The organism is Metaclostridioides mangenotii, assembly GCF_017873185.1.
Lineage (GTDB): Bacteria > Bacillota > Clostridia > Peptostreptococcales > Peptostreptococcaceae > Metaclostridioides > Metaclostridioides mangenotii.
In genome coordinates, this window is the sequence record NZ_JAGGJX010000001.1 from 484,983 (window position 1) to 504,326 (window position 19,344).

A 19,344-nucleotide genomic window follows, 5' to 3' on the forward strand; every position below is an offset into this window, starting at 1 on the left:
GAGCTATCTAAAGTCTTACTTTTAGGCGCCCTTTTAATTCAACTATATTTTTACATTAGGTAACATCTCAAAGATTAAGTATCAATTTATTTTGAGGTAAACACTATTGTTATATACATTTACCTATATTTCTAAATTTGTTATATCTCATAGATACGATGTCCTCTTTAGAAATATCTTTATAGTAGTCAAGTCTATCTAATACATACTTTTTGATCTCCTTAGAAACGGCCTCAACATCTTTTTGAGCTCCACCAAGCGGCTCTTTAATAATTTTATCGATTATATTTAAGTCATAAAGATCTTTACTAGTAAGCTTCATAACATCACAAGCTTCTTTTGCTCTTGATGAATCTTTAAATAATATACTGGATAGACCCTCTGGTGATATTACAGAGTAAACAGAGTGTTCAAGCATACAAATGTCGTTTCCAACTCCTATGCCAAGAGCTCCTCCACTTCCACCTTCACCTATTACAAAAGTAATAACAGGTACAGATAACTTGCTCATCTCAAGTAGATTTCTAGCGATAGCTTCTCCTTGGCCTCTCTCTTCCGCTTCTAGACCACAAAATGCTCCAGATGTGTCTACAAAAGTAACTATAGGTCTATTAAATTTTTCAGCTTGTTTCATAAGTCTTAGAGCTTTTCTGTATCCTTCAGGATGAGGCATACCAAAGTTTCTTCTTATTTTTTCTTTAGTATCATGGCCCTTTTGGTGTCCGATTATAGTTACATTATAATTGCCTATCTTGCCTATTCCACCTACTATAGATGGATCGTCTTTGTATAATCTATCGCCGTGAAATTCCAAAAAATTTGCACAGATATTATCTATATAATCTTGAGTAGTCGGTCTATCTTTATCTCTACTCAGAACTACCTTATCATGCGGTGTCAATGAAGTAAAAGCTTCATATTTTAATCTTTTCAATTTATCTTTTAGTGCATTTATTTTATCATTTAAATCAATACTACTTGATTTAGATATGGTCTCTAACTGCTTTATATCTTTTTCAATAGTTTTCATTCTTTCTTTAATACTATCACTCAAAATATAACCTCCTTTATGCAGCTGATATTTAATAATTTTAGTTAGATTTTAAAAATAAATAAATATAATTAATATTTTAAATTCCATTATCTATGCATATTAAGAATTTCGTACAATACCTCTTTCATTTTTCTTCTATCTACTATCATGTCTATAAATCCATGTTCAAGTAAAAACTCAGAAGTCTGGAATCCTTCAGGAAGTTTTTGGTTTATCGTCTGTTCAATAACTCTCGGACCAGCAAATCCAATTAAAGTATTAGGCTCAGAAATTATTATATCTCCAAGCATCGCAAAACTTGCTGTAACTCCTCCTGTTGTTGGATCAGTTAAAATTGAAATATAAGGTAGACCCTTTTCTTCTAATTTAGCAAGAGCTTGAGAAGTCTTTGCCATCTGCATCAAAGATATCATACCTTCTTGCATTCTCGCTCCTCCAGAAGCTGAACATATGATTATCGGAAGATTATTTTCAGCAGCATACTCTATTGCGTAAGTTATTTTTTCTCCTACAACAGAACCCATACTTCCCATCATAAATTCAGGATTCATAACACAAAGTACCGTTTTTATACCGTTAAGCCTACCGTGCCCAGTTATTACCCCTTCTGATTCTCCTGTTTTATCTCTGTATGAGTTGAATTTATCATTATAACTTGGGAACTTTAGAGGATCTTGAAATTCAACCTCTTCGTTTAGCTCGACAAATGTTCCTCTATCTATAATCAGTTTTATCCTATTTCTAGCTTTTAAACTGTAGTGTCTACCACAGTTTGGGCATACGTATAAATTTTCCTCAATATCTTTTCTGAATACTCGCTCATCACACCCTTTGCAGTATAGCCAGAATTTTTCATTTATACTATTTTCTTTAAAGTTTTCATCCAGAGAGATCGTTACATACTTAGATCCCTTTGATGGTAAGAATTTTTTTATCATTGTTTATTGCTCCCTTATATTGAAGTACACTCTTTCATAAATTCATTCTCTATGAATTTAGTATGATGTGTGTCATCTCTAAAAGCATCACACGTTATTAGTGATTTTTGGAAATCTATATTAGTAAAGATTCCGTCTATTATAATTTCATCTAGAGCTCTGTACATTCTTTCAATACACTCTTCTCTTGTATCAGCCCAACATATAAGTTTACCTATCATCGAATCGTAAAGAGGCGGTATTGTATATCCTGGATACACAAATGTATCAAATCTAACTCCAAACCCCCCTGGCAAATTAAGTGAATCTATTTTACCTGGTGATGGTGCAAAGCTCATTTGTGAATTTTCAGCATTTATTCTACATTCAATTGCATGACCTCTAAATATAATATCTTCTTGCTTGTATGGAATCTCTTTTCCAGCAGCTATAAGTATCTGAAGTCTTATAAGATCTATATTTGTAATCATCTCAGTGACAGGATGTTCAACTTGTATCCTTGTATTCATTTCAATAAAGTAGAATTTTTTATCTTTGTCAAATATAAATTCTATAGTTCCCGCTCCTAAATATCCAATACCATTTATAATATCTGTCGCTGTTTTAAATAACTCTTCCCTTTCAGCATCAGTTATATATGGACTAAGAGACTCTTCTATAACTTTTTGATTTCTTCTTTGCATAGAGCAGTCTCTGTCTCCGAAGTGAATAGCATTGGAATATTTATCTCCAAATACTTGTACCTCTATATGTCTTGGATTCTCTATAAATTTTTCCATATAGAGATCATTGCTACCAAACGATGCTAAAGATTCAGAGCTGGCAATATCAAATAGTGAAGGAAGTTCTTCTTTATTAAATACTATTCTCATACCCTTGCCACCGCCACCATTAGATGCTTTAATCATAACAGGATATCCAATTTCAGAAGCCACTTTAAGGGCATCTTCTTTAGATTTAAGTACTGTCTTTGATCCTGGTACAACTGGTACACCTAAACTCATCATAGTCTCTCTTGCACGTGACTTGTCACCCATAAGTTCCATTTGTTCTTTTGTAGGACCTATAAAAATAATTCCATTATCTTCACATTTGCTTACAAACTCTGGGTTTTCAGATAAAAATCCAAATCCAGGATGTATAGCGTCACATTTTAACTTTTTTGCTAAATATATTATATTGTCTATGTTATTATAACTTTTACTTACGTTATTTGGTCCTATACATATCGATTCATCAGACAAATATCTGTGCAGACAATCTTTATCTGCTTCTGAGTATATTGCTACAGTTTTTATACCTAACTCTTTACATGTTCTTATTATTCTAACCGCAATATCTCCTCTATTTGCAACTAGTATTTTATTTATTGACATCAGTTACCTCCTATTTACATTGGTTTAATCTTAAATAAAGGTTGATTGTACTCTACTAGTTCTTCATTTTTAACCAATATTTCAACTATTTCACCATTAACTTCACTGTTTATTTCATTCATAAGTTTCATAGCTTCAAGAATGCAAAGCGTCTGTCCTTCTTCTATTACATCTCCGATTTTAACAAAATTTTCTGAGTCAGGATTCGGAGATCCATAGAAAGTTCCCATAAGTGGTGCTGAAATTATATATAAATTATTATCATTTTCCGTATTATTTTCATTATTATCTCTGATTTCTTCTTTTTCAACTGTAATTTCTTTACAAGCAGTTTCTTTTTTATCTTCTCTAACTACAGTATTTTGAGTTTTTTCAACTGTATTATTGTTTCTAGAGACTTCTAGTTTTAAAGAAGCATTTTCAAGCTTTACATAGTCTAAACTTGTTGAATCAATCAGCTTTATTAATTCTTTTACTTCGTTAATATTCATTTCTTACCCCCTTGTATTATTACCTGGTGCTAATATTATATCATAAAAGGTAAAATAGTAAAAGAAAAAGTGTCAACGCTAAATCGACACTTTAATTGATATATTTTAGTTATTAAATTGTTTTGCACATTCTACTAAAACTTTTATGTTATCAAGTTTACTTTTTACGCCTATTCCACAAGCTGGAGATAATATATCCACTCCACTTTTCAAACATGAATTGGAGATATTTTTTAAACTTTCCTTAGTTCCATTTTCAATAGCGAAAGTGCTAACATTCCCCATAATAACTTTTCCTGGAACATTTTCAACCACTTGTCTAGCATTAGTTATAGAATCAAAACTAACTGCATCACTATGCAAATCATTTAATTCTTTATAAATAGTTTTTAATTTTCCGCATATATGTATAATAGTTCCTCCAGGAGCGTATTCTTTCAATTGATCTATTATATTATTTAAATATGGAGTTGCAAATTCACTAAAAGTTTTAGCGCCGAGAATTTCACCGGTACCACTTGGATCTGATATAGTTAAAACATCTGCCCCAGCCTCTAATTGAGCTTTCCCAAAAATTATAAGGTTTTCTGTGACGAATTCCATAAACTCATGAGCTTCTTCTTTCTTTTTCCTAATTTCTTTATAGTAAGTAATTGGCTCTACAAGTGAGGATGCTAAGCTAACAGGCCCTATTAAGTTTGCTACTATAGGAACATCGTTATTTTTTTCTTTTAATATTTTAATAGCATCTATAACAACTTTTGCTCTTCCTTTAGTTACATCTACCTTGTCCAAATTACTCCACTGAGCAACCGATTCAATTGGATATTTTATAACTCTAGGTTCTGTGGTTTTTGTTCCCATATATACTTCTGCTCCCATGCTTTCAGCTTCTACTGTCATGCAATATGGTACTCCAAAGTTTTCAAAACCATTGTTTTTATACATACCTAATGTTAAATCTGCCATCATATTAGAATTGCTATGTGCCATTGGCCAAAAGACACCTTCAATATCCATAATATCTTCCACTATCATATTCATCATCCCACCAGGACAAATACAAGGTTTTCTATCTACAACTTCTCCTTTTAACGCTTTATATAGTCTTTCTTTAGGTGTCATTATACCACCTCTTTATATTTTTTCTTGCTTATTAGCTCTTTTGCGAGTTTAGCTGCTTTTGATGCTTCATGTGCATATCCATCTGCGCCGATTTCATTTGCAAACCCTTGTGATATAGGCCCTCCGCCTACCATAACAACAAATTTTTCACGAATATCTTCTTTATTTAATAAATCAATAACTAATTGCATATTTTCCATAGTAGTAGTCATAAGAGTAGATAATCCTATTAAATCTGCATTGATTTCTTTTGCTTTATTAATAAAATCAATACAAGGGACATCTCTTCCTAAATCGTATACTTCAAATCCTGAAGTTTCTAACATAATTTTAAATAAGTTTTTCCCAATATCATGTGTATCTCCCTCGACAACTCCTATTACTGCTTTAAAACTTTCTTTAGCTGAATTTTTTTTAATGTGAGGTTTTAATATATCAATGCCTTTATACATAGCGTCTGAACACAATAAAAGATCAGGTATAAAATACTCCTCTTCTTCATAAAGCTTACCTGCATCCTCCATTCCAAGAGCCAGTCCTTTAGATATGCCTTCATAAGGTTCAAATTCATTTTCTATATACTCATTAGCTACATCTATTACAGTTTCATCTTCCATCTCTACAACACAATCTGCTAACTTTTTTAATAAATCTTCTTTTAAATTTATCATGCTAATCTCCTTTTTATAATTCATTAATATTTATTTTGCTAGATCCGAATATCCTTGCAGCATCCATTAATGCTATTATTTTTTTAGGGTCCGTTCCTATAGGAACATCGCAACCTGTACTTAATATAAATCCTTTCATACTATCATGGCCTTTAATTATACATTCTTTTGCTTCCATATATATATCTTCTATAGTACCTCTCATAATTGTTTCAACAGGGTCTACATTTCCGATTAAGCATACTTTATCACCATATGCTTCTTTTAATTCTCCTATATCTTCTATATTATCTAAACTCAGGTTAGCTATCCCTATATCAACCATATGACCCCATACTTTTTTTGTTTTGCCACAGATATGAAGTGTCGATCCTCCTCCGGTTCTCTCTATAATTCTATCCATACACTTTTTTAAGTATGGTTTTGCAAATTCTTCAAAGTTTTTACTGCTTATCATTGTACAAGATGCAATTGGTTCAGCTAGACCAGGAGTTAAGCCTATATCACAAGCTGCATCAATATAATTTATAACACTCTGAGTTGAAATTTCTAAAAGTTCATGTGCCTTTTCTTTATTTTTCGTTAAATCTCTTAAGAAATTATCAGTACCTCTTAAAAAAGATGCTAAAGTAAAAGGACCGCCTACAGAAGTCCCTACCCCTACTTCACAACTTAATTTTTCATTAGTTATTTTAAGTGCTTCTAAAAAGTAATGTATTCTTCCATCTTTATAAGGATCTATAGGGCTTAATTTTCCTATTTCACTATAATCACATATAGCTGGTTTATTTATAAAAGGCGTATTGTTTAATGGGAATACAACCTCACTACCCATCGCCTCTGGTATTCCTTGAAGGCCCGGTCCAAATCCGATACTATCTGGACGAAACTTTTCAAAACTTTTAACTGCTACATCTACGAGCACATCTACAGAATGATTATAATCATATATTGAATATCCAAAAGATGGTGCAACGCTTTCTCCTAAAAATGGTGAACATGGTATTCTATCTATTTCTTTACCCGCTCCAAAAGCCTGCATTCTTTCTTTTGGGGTCATTTGATCTTTATTAATTGTATAATCCATAATTTGTTCTCCTTTTCGAGTTATAAATTTATCAATCAAAAATACTTTACATCATTAAACATAAATAAACAAATTGTTAAAAACTATTACAGTATATGTTGTCATAAGCATTTTCTATTAACTAGAATTTTCAATTTATATAACAAAATTTGATTAATTTGATCCTGCTAAACTTAAATAGTATTATTTATTAATACCATTATCAAGGCTTTATTTAGATCTGCTACTAACAAAAATAATAAAATGAATTGTTTTTTCTATCATCTATATGATTTATTTTATAATAATACTCTTTTTACTCTTTTGAATTATTACAAAGGTTTGATAATAATTTAAAAGAGTAAAATAAAAAGTGTCGATTCTAAATCGACACTTTAATTTAAGTAAATTCTTTGCTACTTTCATGTGAGTCTATTATGTTTTTTTCTAATTCTGAATTTACATACACATCTATGTTTTCAGATAAGTTCTCAGTTATAACTGTAAATTTTTCTTCTGTTTTATTAATATTAGAATCAAGTTCTTCATTATTTTCAACCTTTTTAATAAATTTATAACTGTGCTGATTAAACAATATTAGTATAGCTGGTATTATAAAAAAGTGTCTGCTCCCAATAATACCTAGTAATACTGTAAGTATAGATATCTTATTGTTTAGATATAAAAATGAAAAACCAAACAATTTCTTCTCTTCTATCTCAATTGTATAAGATCTAATAAGTGCAAGTATAAAGGTTAAAATACAAAACGGTAATAAAGTATAACTTGATATCACTCCAAGTATCCCTATATTTTCTATATATTTGCTTGGATCATTTAATAAAACAAACATAAAACCATTGAGGTATCCAAAAATACAGGATAACATACCAAAGGTAGCCCCAATAGCTTGTGTATACCAGTTTAAATATTTAAATTGCATACTATCATCCTCCTATAAGCTGCCATACTTAATAATATGATTTGAATCGAAGAAATATTTCTAAGTAGCAGACTATATGGACAATAAAAAAACTAGCTTTGGAGAATTAGCTAGTTTTTATTCAATACTTAAAATATACATTTTATTTAACCTTAACGTTTATCACTACAATTTGAGATGAATTTTCATTATTGTTTATCACAACTTTTATTTTTGATTTTCCAATTTTCTTTCCTGTTATCATCATATTATCAATGCTAACAAGATCATTATCTGCAGTAACAATTAAATTTAAATCTTTCGGAAGCTCATCTGTAGTCTCCCAGTGTTTATAATAGTCGTCTATATTCTTAGATAAGACATTTCTTAGATCAAATTTTTCATCTACAGTTATATTTATAGAGTTATGCTTTGTATCCAATTTATATTGGTTCTCTTCTAAGTTTATAAAGTTCAAATCGCTGTTTACTTTCACGCCTCTTTCTTTAAGTTCATTTATTACATTAGGCTCTGTTATATAGTTATTTGCCAAATTTAAAGAATCTATATCTTTTAATTCTGTGATCTCTTTAGGCAACTCTTTTATATTGTTGTTCCAAAAAACAAAGTCATCGATATTTTCTAGATAAGATATTCCTTCTAAGTTCGTTATTTTCTCTCCAGAAGCATAAAACTCTCCATCTAAAGATTTTATCTTACTTATAGTAAGCTCATCAGGGTGTATGTATCTTTTTATTACAGTTCTCAAGTTCGCATCAGGAAAAATATCTTTAAGCTGAGATTCTGTCAAAGCTTTATCTGTACTATTCACAGGTGATAAGGCTGAGACTGAAATCAACAAAGGTAAAAAAGCATTTAAAATCATAATAACCTCCCATAAAAAATTATATTTACATATGTATACATAATTATTTCTATGAGAGGTCTTTGTTTCCTTGCAGTTTAGGTGTAATTTCGTTCACTTTATTCTTTTAAATAAATATAAAATTCTACGATTACTCCTATTATATTGTATATAGTTATACCAAACTTATTTTGGTTTTCAAATTATGACACTAAATTAATTGCCACACCCAGAGCACCCAGAGCAACCGCCCATGTCTTCCATGTTCTCAGGAACAACTCTAAAACCGTATCCACTATCTTCTATGACAATATCACCATATTCTTGGTAATCTGCCATGTTCATGATAAAGTTTAGTCCACCGGTTTCGTAAGCGAAATCGTCTTTTTTTTGTTCATCAAGAGCTAGTCCAAAAGATGGTCCACTGCATCCAACGCCTTCAAAATAAACTCTTATGCTATTTGGTTTATCTTTATTATCATCTAAAATATTTTTTAGTGTTTCTGCTGCTGTTTCTGGTAATGTTACCTTCATATAATCAATTCCTTTCAGATTTATTTATCGATTTTTGCATCGCTTTCAAATCTTATTATACCATATTTATCATAATAAGATGTAAAATGATATTACAAATCAAAATTATTTTTATTATGATTTTTATTGTTGAAATAGCTTTAAAAAAAGTGCTTTTACTGTTATAATATCTTATTGGAGCCAATGAGGAGGTGATACTATGGAAAAGCGTAAATTGCCTATTTTAGTAGAGATGACAGGTTTAGTTATGGGATGTATTTCAATGAGTGTCGGTATAAATGCATTTTTGAAACCCCACACAATTGCTCCTGGTGGTCTTAGTGGTCTTTCTTTATTGTTAAACAAAATCACAGGTCTTCCTGTTTCTGTTGTAATGATGCTTATAGGAGTTCCACTAGTAATACTTGCGTTTAGAATAATGGGCTTAAAAAATTCATTAAAGACATTATTTGGTACAGTTTTATTTTCTGCAATAGTACAATTGACAGATCCATTATCTAGAATGCATTTTACTGAGGATTTAATTCTTTCTTCTATTTCTGGTGGGTTGCTAGTAGGTATAGGTCTTGGAATTATGTTTAAATCCGATGCTTCTACTGGAGGTACTGACCTAATAGCTTTAATACTAAGCAAGAAGTTCCCAGGAATCAAGGTTACTAAATTCATGAGTTGCTTAGATGGTATGATCGTTATATCATCTGGTTTTGTAAATCGCAGTCTTGAAACGGCATTATATTCTGGTATGGCACTAATTGTTATAGTAAAAGTTGCTGATATCATAGTAGAAGGTGTTAACTCTTCTAGAGCGTTTTATATTATATCGGAAGAACCTGAAAAAGTTAGAAGCGCCATTACTAAAGAGTTAAATAGAGGTCTTACAATCTTAGATGGTAAAGGTGGTTATACTAAAACAAGCAAAGAAGTGTTATTTGTAGTAGTTACAAAAAAACAAGAGTTGTTCTTAAATAGACTAGTCAAAGATGTAGATCCAGAGGCATTTGTAATTGTCTCAGATGTCAAAGAAGTCTATGGAAAAGGATTTAAAGTCTTAGGATCATAAATATAAATAAGAATAGGTCTTATAATAAATTTAGAAAGCTTATTGATATTCTTTCTTTATATATTAAGACCTATTTTTTATATTAATAGATATTTGATTAAGTTTAATTAATACAAATAATTTGTCGATAACATCAGCATCTATTATATCTTTGTTTTAACAGCTCATATCTATAACACAATGTTTCACTTTTTATAGATTCTAAATGTGTATTACCCATAGATTCTTTAGAGAAGTTGTTGCTAACAGTTTCAAAATATCTAAAGCCTAAGTTCTTAAGGGGTTTAGTAGAGTTAACATTTTCTTTGTATGTTTCTGCTATTATCCTTTTTAGGTTTAATTCATCAAATCCATACCTTATTATAGGATCGGCTAATTCTGTTGCATAACCATGGCCCCAATAAGCCGGATTAATACAAATTCCTATATCAGCTTCTTCAGCATTAACCTTTATATTGTTAAAGCCAATATTTCCTATAACTTTGGCGTCTTTTTTAGATATAATTGCATAATGACCTACTCTACCCATGTTGTAGTTATCGATAAAAAATGCTTTAATAAATTTTCTAGTCTTACTTATACTTGTATGTCTATTAATAGGTAGATATTTTACAACTATATCTAATTTATAGTACTCATACATATCTTTTGCATCACCCAGCCTAACTTCTCTTAGGATGCAGTTCTTACTTTCTAAGGGCTTCATTTGAGAATACTGATGATTCATTATATCCTCTCCTTAATTAAATAATAGTCTCATTATTAGAATACAAAATTAAGGTATAAAAGGTTCTTAAATTTATACCTTAATTAATTATATTCTAAAGTATATAATTAATTAGCCTACTTTCAGTATAAATAATAGGCGTTTATAAGTTTTATATAATCGTAGACATTACATAAAACATAAAAGTAATTATTTTATGTTTTATGTAAAAATCGTTGTATTTTCAATAACATATGTATATATATTATTTTATGTCAGTAATGTTTCAGTTATAATTTTGTTTTTTTATATACTGATGATATAATATATCTAGCTATACTAGGAGGTTGTAAATTATGGGAAGTGTATTTATTAGAAAAAGGAGTAAAAACTATATAGTCTATTTGGAATACAAAGATTCAGATACAAGCAAAAGAAAACAAAAAAATATGGGATCTTTTGAAAAGAAAAAAGAAGCAACGAAAAGAATGATCGAGTTAAAAAATAGCCTTTTAAATGATGAACTTGTTGTTAATGATATGAGTATAAACGAACTAATGTTGAAGTATCTATCTGAAAGACAGGAGAACCTCTCCCCTTCTTCATACAACTACTACATCAGAATTTTTGAAAAATACATAGAACCATTGATAGGTAATTTTAAAATTCATGAATTAAAAACGCAAGATATAATCGACTATATAGATAAACTTAGAAGCTCGTTAAGTGTTAAAACTTTAAACATCCACCTAAATATACTGAGGCTATCATTAGATTTCGCAGTAGATTGTGGATTACTCAATCGAAATGTAGCAAAATTTATAAAAATAGATAACACAGAATCTAATTACAAACCAAAAAGGGTATTCAATAAAAAAGATATAAAGGATATACTTGAGCATTCAAAGGATACAATTCTTGAAATTCCATTGTATCTGGCTAGTGGTGTAGGTCTCAAATTATCAGAAATTTTAGGACTAACTTGGAATAATATCGATTTTAATAATAGTACACTTAGAGTCGACAAAGTATCGGTCAGGGAAAATGGCTCTGTAATATTAAAAGAACCAAGATCTAAAAGTATTGTAAGAACTGTAAGTATCCCGAAAGAAATTATGAAAAAACTTAAATTATTAAAAGAAGTATCTTCCAAAAAAAATATAAAGAACTCTTTAGGAATTAAACAGAACCTTCTATTTTACGATGATAAGGCAAATCCGATTGCTGAGGATGTTATAAGCAGAAAATTAAAGCAGTTTATTAAAGAAAATAATCTCCCTGAGACAACATTTCAAGAATTAAGGCATTTTCATGTATATATATTAATAGAAGCTGGAGTATCTGGAAGTGTAATTTCTTCGAGAATTGGGCATTCTAGTGTATCTACTACATTAAATATGTACTCAGATATTTTCGAAAAGTACGAAGATAACGTTGTCCTAAAAATTTCTCGAAGTATATTTGATATGTAATTACATAAAAAATAAACTAGCCGATATTGGCTAGTTTATTTTAATTATCTGTAGTTTTTCAGCCATCTATAGTCACAATAAGATCGCTTTTACTTAGCGGACTATTATTTTATCAATTATCTCTGCTTCTGCATAATCTAGTAGTAATTTTTCAGCTATATCCATATTTAAATTTAGTTCCTTGTCACCATTAAAGGATATTATATTCATAAGTATATGTACTGAATCATCATTTATCATTGCTCTTGTAGAATCTGAAGTAGTGCTTCCAAATTTTCCTTCTTCATCTTCAAATACAGGAAGATTTTCAATATTTACAGAACCTTTCCCAATTCCTTTGTAGCTTTCCCCTTCTCCACCTACTGTGAAGTTGATTTGTCCAACGATTTTATCTAGATCATAAGTTCCAACAGAATAGGCACTTTTTAAAGATATTAAATTATTAATATCGACTATATTGTTTATGATGTACAAACCATCACCTTTACTTACTCTTCTAAATAATGCTTCTGAGGAAAGTCTATACCTAGTTGGATCTTTTCCAATGCTTCTATAGGCTAATCTAGAGTCATTTATATTTTTTATAGATGATACGTCTTTTGTTTCATATGTATTTTCAATTCTTTTGCATTCAGAATCTATCAATTGTAACAGTTCACTGCTAGAATCAGAAACTTTTACATTCGCTTCTATACTTCCAATACATATATCTTGGCATTTGTCTTTTAATTTTGAATCTACTTTTAATCTCATATCAATTAAGCTCCTCAAGTTATATTTTATTTATAAGTTGAAATATAGTGTTTTCAATATTTTACCTAATTTGTTCTAAAATAATTTCACCATAACGCAATTATGTAAACTAATTGTCTTATTCTTATACATTATTTTTTTTATCCTGTAAAGATTTGCTTATATCCATAATTGATTCAAAAAACATTAACGCTTCATTTAAATAATCATCGTTTTCAATATTTTCCTCAACTTTTTTAAGGACTAGCTTCTCTCTTCCCTCTTGATAGATAGTAAGATTGTTTTCTTTTTTATGCTCTGCTACTTTTAAGACTACATCGAGTCTTTTCTCAAATAACTCTATTAGAACTTTATCAATTTTATCAATTTCGTCTCTGTAATCGTTTAATTTATCCATTTATATGCTACCTTTCAATAAATCGTATATTCCGATAGCTGCTACTGCCTCTATTACCGGCAATGCCCTTAGAACTATACATGGATCATGTCTTCCTTCAATAGCTATCTTTTCTTCTTTACCATCTTTAAAATTTACTGTGTTTTGAGTTTTAGCTATCGATGGTGTAGGTTTTATCGCTACTTTAAAAATAACAGGCATTCCATTTGTGATTCCACCTAAAATACCACCATTATTGTTAGTCTTAGTCTTTATAACCTTTTTATCAATGTAAAATTCGTCATTGCATTCAGATCCATACATATCTGCAACTCCAAATCCTGCACCAAATTCTACACCTTTAACTGCCGGTATAGAAAACATGAGGTGAGATAATACAGACTCTACAGAATCAAAGAATGGATCGCCTACTCCTGGTTTTATACCGACAACAGCACACTCCACTACTCCGCCTACAGAGTCGGTTGACATTCTTGCATCGTTTATAAGTTTTTCCATATCAGCAGCTTTGGATTTATCAATTACTGGAATCGATAGTTTTTTTAATTCTTCAAGCTCTTTTTTAGAAATATTAGCATAGTCAAAACTTGTATCTTCTATACAATTTATTTTTTTAATATGAGAACCTATAAAGATACCTTTTCTTTTTAAAATCTGTTTGCAAATAGCCCCGCAAAATACCAACGGTGCAGTAAGTCTACCTGAAAAGTGTCCTCCTCCTCTGTAGTCATTAAAAGAGTTGTACTTTACATAACCTGTGTAATCTGCATGTCCAGGTCTAGCTAAATCTTTTATTTTACTGTAGTCATTTGATTTTTTATCCTCGTTTTTTATTACAGCACACAGTGGCGTTCCTGTCGTTTTACCATCAAAATATCCACTGAGTATGTCGGGCATATCTGATTCTTTTCTCTTACTGGATAAAAGACTTTTCCCTGGAGATCTTCTAGACATCTCAGCATAAACCTCGCTTAAATCCAGTTCTATACCAGGCTCAAGTCCATCTACGTTAATTCCTATTGAATTTCCATGTGACTCCCCGAATAGAGATATCTTTATATTATTTCCCCAAATCCCACTCATCTATTTTTCCTCCTAATTCAATGAAGTCTTTGTAAAAATTTGGATACGATTTTGATATACATTCACTATCACAAAGAACAATTTCTTCCTCACAAAAACAAGAAGCTATAGAAAGCATCATTGCAATCCTATGATCGTTGTGACTCCACACCGTAATCCCTCCACGAAGTTTATCAACACCATTTATAATCAAGCTGTCTTCTTTAGCTACTATATCCCCCCCTAATTTAAGGAGTTCTAATCTTGTAGCTTCTAGTCTATCACACTCTTTAAGTTTAAGCCTATGAGCATTTACTATTTTTGTTTCACCTTTGCTTAATGTTGCAACTAATGAAAGCACTGGAATAATGTCTGGGCATTGTGATGCGTCTATAGTCGTACCAGTAAGTTCTCTTGATATATTATAAAGTTTATAATTTACAAATTTTGATGAAGTTCCCATACTATCTAAAATACAAATTATTCTCTTGTCTCCCTGAAGGCTTTCCTCTTTTAACCCAGATATAGATATATCAGAACCGAGAGCATTAGCACATAGAAAATATGCTCCTTGTGAGTAATCTCCCTCTACTCTGTAATTACAATTTTTGTACTTTTGATTTCCTTTTATAGTAAATTCTCTATAATCCATATTTACTATATCTACACCAAATGTCTTTAAAATTGATATGGTTAAATCTAAGTATGGTTTTGACTCAAATTCTGTAGTTATATATATCTTAGAGTCGCCAGAAAGTAAAGGAAGCGCAAATAATAGTCCCGATATAAATTGTGAGCTAACATTTCCGTCAATATAAAATTCACCTGATTTTAAATTATCCAAAACTGTTAAATCTAGTTCATTTCTTTTAAACTTATATCTAATATTTTGTTCATCGAAAATTTTATAGTAAATATTTAATGGTCTTTTTCCTAAGTTACCTCTACCAATATACCTTACAGGTTTTGAAAGTGCTGAAAATATAGGAACAATAAATCTTAATGTAGATCCAGACTCACTGCAGTCTATTGTTGGTATATTTTTTTCGCAGTTTACATTGTCATTATTTAAATCATTATTACATATTTGAAATTGTTCCTTATATTGAAATTGTTTTTTGTCTTCAAATTCACTTACTATTTCTTTCGACTTTATTCCTTGTATATATAAACTTTTACCTTCAACTGTAATTTCAGCTCCAAGTATTTTCATTGCTTTTATTGTAGAATTAATATCATCAGAAAAATCTATATTTTCGATTATACTAGTTCCAGAAGCCAATGAAGCGCAGATTATGGCTCTGTGTGACATACTTTTAGATGGAGGAACTATTATTTCACCATTTAATTTTGAAGGGTATAACTTTATGTCCGCCATTATATTTCCTCCTCAAAGAAGTCAAGAGTAGTATCGTATATAAAGCTTTCACCGATTTCTTTAAGTAATACTACTTTAAGTGTTGATCCAATATTTTTTTTATCATTTTTTATGAACTCCATTAAGGACTTTAAACTTACATCAAGTTTATATGCTAGGCCTTGCTCTATCAAGATGTCTTTTATTTCATCAGAAGTTCCATCTTTAGTGAGACCTTTTCTTTCTCCAAGTAGTGCTATATTGTACATCCCAATGGCAACAGCTTCTCCATGAGTATACTTTTCAAAATTGTAGTATTTTTCTATAGCATGTCCGAGTGTATGTCCAAAGTTTAGGATCATTCTTTCATTTAGATCCCTTTCATCACTTTCTACCATTTTTTTCTTAATCGAACAACAACGGTAAATTATATCATCGATATTATCTGTAATATCATTTCTATTTTTCAATGACTTCAATTTATAAAAGAAGTTTTTATCTTTTATACAACCATATTTTATAACTTCTGCCATTCCATCTTTATAGTACTTATCAGGTAAAGTATTTAGAACAAGTGGGTCTATAAAAACGGCTTTAGGATGATAAAAGCTGCCAACTAAATTTTTTCCTCTTTCTAAATTAATGCCCACTTTCCCTCCAACCGAACTATCAACTTGCGCAAGTAGTGATGTTGGTATTTGGATAAATGGAATCCCTCTTAAAAATGAAGATGCCACAAATCCACATATATCTCCCACAACTCCACCACCTAAGGCTATAAGTAAATCATTTCTGGTAACTTCAAAGTCTATAAGCCTATTATATATTTTGGGCAAACTATCTAATGACTTTGACATTTCTCCTGGTTCTATAACTATAGTATCTACATCGAAATCATTTTTAAAAAGAGAGCTTTCAAGTCTACCTGTATAATAATTATTTACATTTTCATCCGTAATAATTATCGCTTTTTTACATTGATAAACTTTCTTTATTTTTTTGCCTATAGAATCCAAGCTGTTATTTTCTATTCTAATGCAGTATGTACTTTTTTCTAAATTTACATATACTTTTCTTTTCATATATATCATTCCTTATATTAATTCAATTATTATTAATTCCTGTCATAATCGTATCATATTTTTTTAATAACTACAATTTCAGAAAATTAATAAATAGATAAAAATAAAGATTTATATATTAGATAGCAGATATTTTTGTAATAAAAAAGGAGAATTCGTTTGAATTCTCCCTTTAATTAACTTTTATTATTTAACTTTTGTTATCCATCCTTCTGGAGCTTCTACATCACCAGTTTGGATTCCAGATAAAGTATCGTATAATTTTTTAACCATTGGTCCAACTTCTGTTTCACTGTGGAATACATGTAGTTTACCATTGTGTTCGATTCCACCAATAGGAGTTATAACTGCTGCAGTACCACAAGCTCCTGCTTCAGCATACTCATCAAGTTTGTCAATATAAACAGACTCTTGAGCTGTTTCTAATCCTAAGTATTCTTTTGCAACATGTAGTAAAGATAATTTAGTTATACTTGGTAATATTGATGATGAATCTGGAGTAACAAATCTGTTATCTTTTGTGATAGCAAAGAAGTTAGCAGCTCCAACCTCATCTATTTTAGTATGAGTACCTGGATCTAGGTATATACAGTCAGCGAATCCTTTATCTACTGCTTCTTGGTGAGCTAATAAACTAGCTGCATAGTTTCCACCAACTTTGTCTTTACCAGTACCATGAGCTGCTGCTCTATCATAGTTAGTAGTTATGTAGTTTACTGGAGACATACCACCTTTATAGTATGGTCCTACTGGCATACAGAATATTCCAAATATGTACTCTTTAGCAGGTCTAACACCTATATTTTCTCCAACACCAATAACAAATGGTCTTAAGTATAAAGTTGCTCCAGTTCCATATGGTGGAACATAAGCTTCGTTAGCTTTAACAAGTTCTATACAAGCGTTTACAAATTTTTCTACAGGAACTTCAGGCATTAAAAGTCTTTTACAACTTCTTTGCATTCTCAAAGCGTTTTCCTCAGGTCTAAATAATTGGATTCCACCATCTTTATTAGTGTAAGCCTTTAAACCTTCGAAACATTGTTGTCCATAATGTAAAGCAGTAGAACCTTGATTTATTGTTACTGTATCTTCTTCTACTAGCGCACCATTATCCCAGCTGCCATCTTTCCAGTAAGATATGTAACTTCTGTCTGTTTTCAAGTAGTCGAATCCTAGTTCTGACCATTTAATATCTTTTTTTTGCATGTTGTTTCCTCCTTGTAGTTTATATAATTACATGTCTAATTATATAACATTGATTTATTTTTTTCAACAAAATAAAATTATTGGTCGAATAATGTTCTCTTTTAGGCTATAAATAGATAATTTATAAACAAAGAAAATAATTTATACTATAATAATTTTTTTATTTTAAAAATAATAAAACCGATAACAACGATAGAAAGCATCACTAGTAAAATGAACGGATATCCATAGACCCACCCTAGCTCAGGCATGTGTCTAAAATTCATACCGTATATACCGGTAATGATCGTAAGTGGCGCAGAAATAGCTGTCACAAGTGTTAATTTTGTTATCAAATTATTTGTTTTTTCACCTACTTTTGATGAATAGATATCTAGCAATTTATCAGAGAGCTCTCTTGTGGATATAGCAAAATTGTATAATCTATCTACACCTAAGTCAGTTCTCTGCATATTTTCAATACAGTATTTTTTTACTTTTGTATATTTTAAATATCTGACATTTTCTTTAACTGCTCTATCTCCTATATATAAAAGAGGTCTAATCGTTTTTACAATGTCTCTTGCAAGACCTCTAACATAACTTATTCTATCGGAATAACTGTTATTAACTTTATCTGAGAGATCATCCTCTATTTCTAATATTAAGTCTTCAACTGCCTCTAAAGATTCAAAACCACTTACAATTATCTCTTTAAAGATAGAGTAGTTTATTTGGAAAATTGCAACTTGAGGATCTTCTTCTAGAGCAGGACTTTGAAACATTATATTTTTTATAAGTTCGAATATAAAATGTTCCTCTGTAACGACTACTAAAATAAAGTTATCCGCTAAGTATATATTCACTTCTTCAATAACTGTTTGTTTCCCTTTTATCTCAAATGTATTTAAGCTCAGATAATCGTACTCATCGAATAAATGCAGTTTGGTTACATCGTCGTATCTAAGAGAATCTCTGTAAGAAGTTTCATCTATATTTAAAATGTCCTTAAAAAATAATAAATTCTCTGGGTTGCAAAGAATCACATATGAATTTTCTTTATTATAAAAATTTTCATCTATATTTTCAATAACTTTCTTTGTGTTTAAATTTAATACGTACATATTTTTTTCTCCTCAAATTATTGTCCTATATCTATTATATATTATTATCAGTAAATTATTTTAGTTTTAAACTATTTGCATTTATATATTTTTTAATAATT

General features: G+C 30.2%; 20 protein-coding genes. 2 read left to right on the top strand and 18 right to left on the bottom strand.

Annotated features, from left to right (window positions below):
* Window positions 1–109: 109 nt before the first annotated feature.
* The 10 genes from J2Z43_RS02385 to J2Z43_RS02430 all read right to left on the bottom strand — a co-directional run bounded on the left by J2Z43_RS02385 (window position 110) and on the right by J2Z43_RS02430 (window position 9,042).
* Entirely contained in the window at window positions 110–1,030 is a 921-nt protein-coding gene (locus J2Z43_RS02385) for an acetyl-CoA carboxylase carboxyltransferase subunit alpha (RefSeq protein WP_408631519.1), read from the bottom strand.
* A 110-nt stretch (window positions 1,031–1,140) separates the two neighbouring features.
* Window positions 1,141–1,992, bottom strand: coding sequence for an acetyl-CoA carboxylase, carboxyltransferase subunit beta (accD, locus tag J2Z43_RS02390; RefSeq protein ID WP_209455679.1), 852 nt, complete (start codon window positions 1,990–1,992; stop codon window positions 1,141–1,143).
* Between the two features lie 14 nt (window positions 1,993–2,006).
* Window positions 2,007–3,368 (bottom strand): acetyl-CoA carboxylase biotin carboxylase subunit, encoded by a 1,362-nt coding sequence (gene accC / locus J2Z43_RS02395; protein ID WP_209455680.1) that lies wholly within the window; start codon window positions 3,366–3,368, stop codon window positions 2,007–2,009.
* A 14-nt stretch (window positions 3,369–3,382) separates the two neighbouring features.
* Window positions 3,383–3,859, bottom strand: a complete 477-nt coding sequence (gene accB, locus J2Z43_RS02400; protein WP_209455681.1) for an acetyl-CoA carboxylase biotin carboxyl carrier protein — start codon at window positions 3,857–3,859, stop codon at window positions 3,383–3,385.
* Between the two features lie 105 nt (window positions 3,860–3,964).
* Window positions 3,965–4,984, bottom strand: coding sequence for a methylcobamide:CoM methyltransferase MtbA (locus J2Z43_RS02405; RefSeq protein ID WP_234925939.1), 1,020 nt, complete (start codon window positions 4,982–4,984; stop codon window positions 3,965–3,967).
* On the bottom strand, window positions 4,984–5,655 hold the full coding sequence (locus J2Z43_RS02410) for a corrinoid protein (protein WP_209455682.1): 672 nt from the start codon (window positions 5,653–5,655) through the stop codon (window positions 4,984–4,986). Before J2Z43_RS02410 ends, J2Z43_RS02405 begins: the two co-directional genes overlap by 1 nt.
* Window positions 5,656–5,668: 13 nt before the next feature.
* Window positions 5,669–6,742, bottom strand: coding sequence for a uroporphyrinogen decarboxylase family protein (locus J2Z43_RS02415; RefSeq protein ID WP_234925940.1), 1,074 nt, complete (start codon window positions 6,740–6,742; stop codon window positions 5,669–5,671).
* 379 nt (window positions 6,743–7,121) lie between these two features.
* The gene (locus J2Z43_RS02420; protein WP_209455683.1) at window positions 7,122–7,664 is read right to left on the bottom strand and encodes a hypothetical protein; all 543 of its coding nucleotides are present in this window, start codon (window positions 7,662–7,664) and stop codon (window positions 7,122–7,124) included.
* A 142-nt stretch (window positions 7,665–7,806) separates the two neighbouring features.
* Window positions 7,807–8,529: a hypothetical protein gene (locus J2Z43_RS02425; protein WP_209455684.1), complete on the bottom strand. Its 723-nt coding sequence runs from the start codon at window positions 8,527–8,529 to the stop codon at window positions 7,807–7,809.
* Window positions 8,530–8,724: 195 nt separating this feature from the next.
* Entirely contained in the window at window positions 8,725–9,042 is a 318-nt protein-coding gene (locus J2Z43_RS02430; protein ID WP_027702031.1) for a Fe-S cluster assembly protein HesB, read from the bottom strand.
* 199 nt (window positions 9,043–9,241) lie between these two features.
* On the opposite strand from J2Z43_RS02430, the gene J2Z43_RS02435 reads away from it, so the two are divergent.
* On the top strand, window positions 9,242–10,102 hold the full coding sequence (locus tag J2Z43_RS02435; protein WP_209455685.1) for a YitT family protein: 861 nt from the start codon (window positions 9,242–9,244) through the stop codon (window positions 10,100–10,102).
* Between the two features lie 133 nt (window positions 10,103–10,235).
* Here the strand turns inward: J2Z43_RS02435 and J2Z43_RS02440 are convergent, their stop codons facing one another.
* Complete coding sequence (locus J2Z43_RS02440) at window positions 10,236–10,829, bottom strand: GNAT family N-acetyltransferase (protein WP_234925941.1); 594 nt, start codon at window positions 10,827–10,829, stop codon at window positions 10,236–10,238.
* 335 nt (window positions 10,830–11,164) lie between these two features.
* Here J2Z43_RS02440 and J2Z43_RS02445 point away from each other — a divergent pair, with 335 nt between their 5' ends.
* The gene (locus J2Z43_RS02445) at window positions 11,165–12,280 is read left to right on the top strand and encodes a tyrosine-type recombinase/integrase (RefSeq protein ID WP_209455686.1); all 1,116 of its coding nucleotides are present in this window, start codon (window positions 11,165–11,167) and stop codon (window positions 12,278–12,280) included.
* Window positions 12,281–12,373: 93 nt separating this feature from the next.
* On the opposite strand, the gene J2Z43_RS02450 is transcribed toward J2Z43_RS02445, so the two are convergent.
* The 7 genes from J2Z43_RS02450 to J2Z43_RS02480 all read right to left on the bottom strand — a co-directional run bounded on the left by J2Z43_RS02450 (window position 12,374) and on the right by J2Z43_RS02480 (window position 19,243).
* Complete coding sequence (locus tag J2Z43_RS02450) at window positions 12,374–13,033, bottom strand: B3/B4 domain-containing protein (RefSeq protein WP_209455687.1); 660 nt, start codon at window positions 13,031–13,033, stop codon at window positions 12,374–12,376.
* Between the two features lie 124 nt (window positions 13,034–13,157).
* Complete coding sequence (locus tag J2Z43_RS02455) at window positions 13,158–13,430, bottom strand: chorismate mutase (protein WP_209455688.1); 273 nt, start codon at window positions 13,428–13,430, stop codon at window positions 13,158–13,160.
* Complete coding sequence (aroC, locus tag J2Z43_RS02460; RefSeq protein ID WP_209455689.1) at window positions 13,431–14,513, bottom strand: chorismate synthase; 1,083 nt, start codon at window positions 14,511–14,513, stop codon at window positions 13,431–13,433.
* The gene (aroA, locus tag J2Z43_RS02465) at window positions 14,491–15,870 is read right to left on the bottom strand and encodes a 3-phosphoshikimate 1-carboxyvinyltransferase (RefSeq protein ID WP_209455690.1); all 1,380 of its coding nucleotides are present in this window, start codon (window positions 15,868–15,870) and stop codon (window positions 14,491–14,493) included. Before aroA ends, aroC begins: the two co-directional genes overlap by 23 nt.
* A complete protein-coding gene (gene aroB, locus J2Z43_RS02470) occupies window positions 15,870–16,931 on the bottom strand; it encodes a 3-dehydroquinate synthase (protein WP_209455691.1) in 1,062 nt (353 codons plus the stop codon). Before aroB ends, aroA begins: the two co-directional genes overlap by 1 nt.
* Before the next feature lie 186 nt (window positions 16,932–17,117).
* Window positions 17,118–18,140, bottom strand: a complete 1,023-nt coding sequence (locus J2Z43_RS02475) for a branched-chain amino acid aminotransferase (protein ID WP_209455692.1) — start codon at window positions 18,138–18,140, stop codon at window positions 17,118–17,120.
* 146 nt (window positions 18,141–18,286) lie between these two features.
* Complete coding sequence (locus J2Z43_RS02480) at window positions 18,287–19,243, bottom strand: magnesium transporter CorA family protein (protein ID WP_209455693.1); 957 nt, start codon at window positions 19,241–19,243, stop codon at window positions 18,287–18,289.
* Between the last annotated feature and the right edge of the window lie 101 nt (window positions 19,244–19,344).

Coding starts and splice junctions, on each gene's coding strand:
- J2Z43_RS02405 (WP_234925939.1), bottom strand. CDS start 4,984: ATGACACCTAAAGAAAGACTATATAAAGCGTTAAAAGGAGAAGTTGTA.
- J2Z43_RS02445 (WP_209455686.1), top strand. CDS start 11,165: ATGGGAAGTGTATTTATTAGAAAAAGGAGTAAAAACTATATAGTCTAT.
- J2Z43_RS02480 (WP_209455693.1), bottom strand. CDS start 19,243: ATGTACGTATTAAATTTAAACACAAAGAAAGTTATTGAAAATATAGAT.
- aroC (WP_209455689.1), bottom strand. CDS start 14,513: ATGAGTGGGATTTGGGGAAATAATATAAAGATATCTCTATTCGGGGAG.
- J2Z43_RS02420 (WP_209455683.1), bottom strand. CDS start 7,664: ATGCAATTTAAATATTTAAACTGGTATACACAAGCTATTGGGGCTACC.
- J2Z43_RS02410 (WP_209455682.1), bottom strand. CDS start 5,655: ATGATAAATTTAAAAGAAGATTTATTAAAAAAGTTAGCAGATTGTGTT.
- J2Z43_RS02415 (WP_234925940.1), bottom strand. CDS start 6,742: ATGGATTATACAATTAATAAAGATCAAATGACCCCAAAAGAAAGAATG.
- accD (WP_209455679.1), bottom strand. CDS start 1,992: ATGATAAAAAAATTCTTACCATCAAAGGGATCTAAGTATGTAACGATC.
- accB (WP_209455681.1), bottom strand. CDS start 3,859: ATGAATATTAACGAAGTAAAAGAATTAATAAAGCTGATTGATTCAACA.
- J2Z43_RS02430 (WP_027702031.1), bottom strand. CDS start 9,042: ATGAAGGTAACATTACCAGAAACAGCAGCAGAAACACTAAAAAATATT.
- J2Z43_RS02435 (WP_209455685.1), top strand. CDS start 9,242: ATGGAAAAGCGTAAATTGCCTATTTTAGTAGAGATGACAGGTTTAGTT.
- J2Z43_RS02440 (WP_234925941.1), bottom strand. CDS start 10,829: ATGAATCATCAGTATTCTCAAATGAAGCCCTTAGAAAGTAAGAACTGC.
- J2Z43_RS02475 (WP_209455692.1), bottom strand. CDS start 18,140: ATGCAAAAAAAAGATATTAAATGGTCAGAACTAGGATTCGACTACTTG.
- J2Z43_RS02450 (WP_209455687.1), bottom strand. CDS start 13,033: ATGAGATTAAAAGTAGATTCAAAATTAAAAGACAAATGCCAAGATATA.
- aroB (WP_209455691.1), bottom strand. CDS start 16,931: ATGAAAAGAAAAGTATATGTAAATTTAGAAAAAAGTACATACTGCATT.
- aroA (WP_209455690.1), bottom strand. CDS start 15,870: ATGGCGGACATAAAGTTATACCCTTCAAAATTAAATGGTGAAATAATA.
- J2Z43_RS02455 (WP_209455688.1), bottom strand. CDS start 13,430: ATGGATAAATTAAACGATTACAGAGACGAAATTGATAAAATTGATAAA.
- J2Z43_RS02425 (WP_209455684.1), bottom strand. CDS start 8,529: ATGATTTTAAATGCTTTTTTACCTTTGTTGATTTCAGTCTCAGCCTTA.
- J2Z43_RS02385 (WP_408631519.1), bottom strand. CDS start 1,030: ATGAAAACTATTGAAAAAGATATAAAGCAGTTAGAGACCATATCTAAA.
- accC (WP_209455680.1), bottom strand. CDS start 3,368: ATGTCAATAAATAAAATACTAGTTGCAAATAGAGGAGATATTGCGGTT.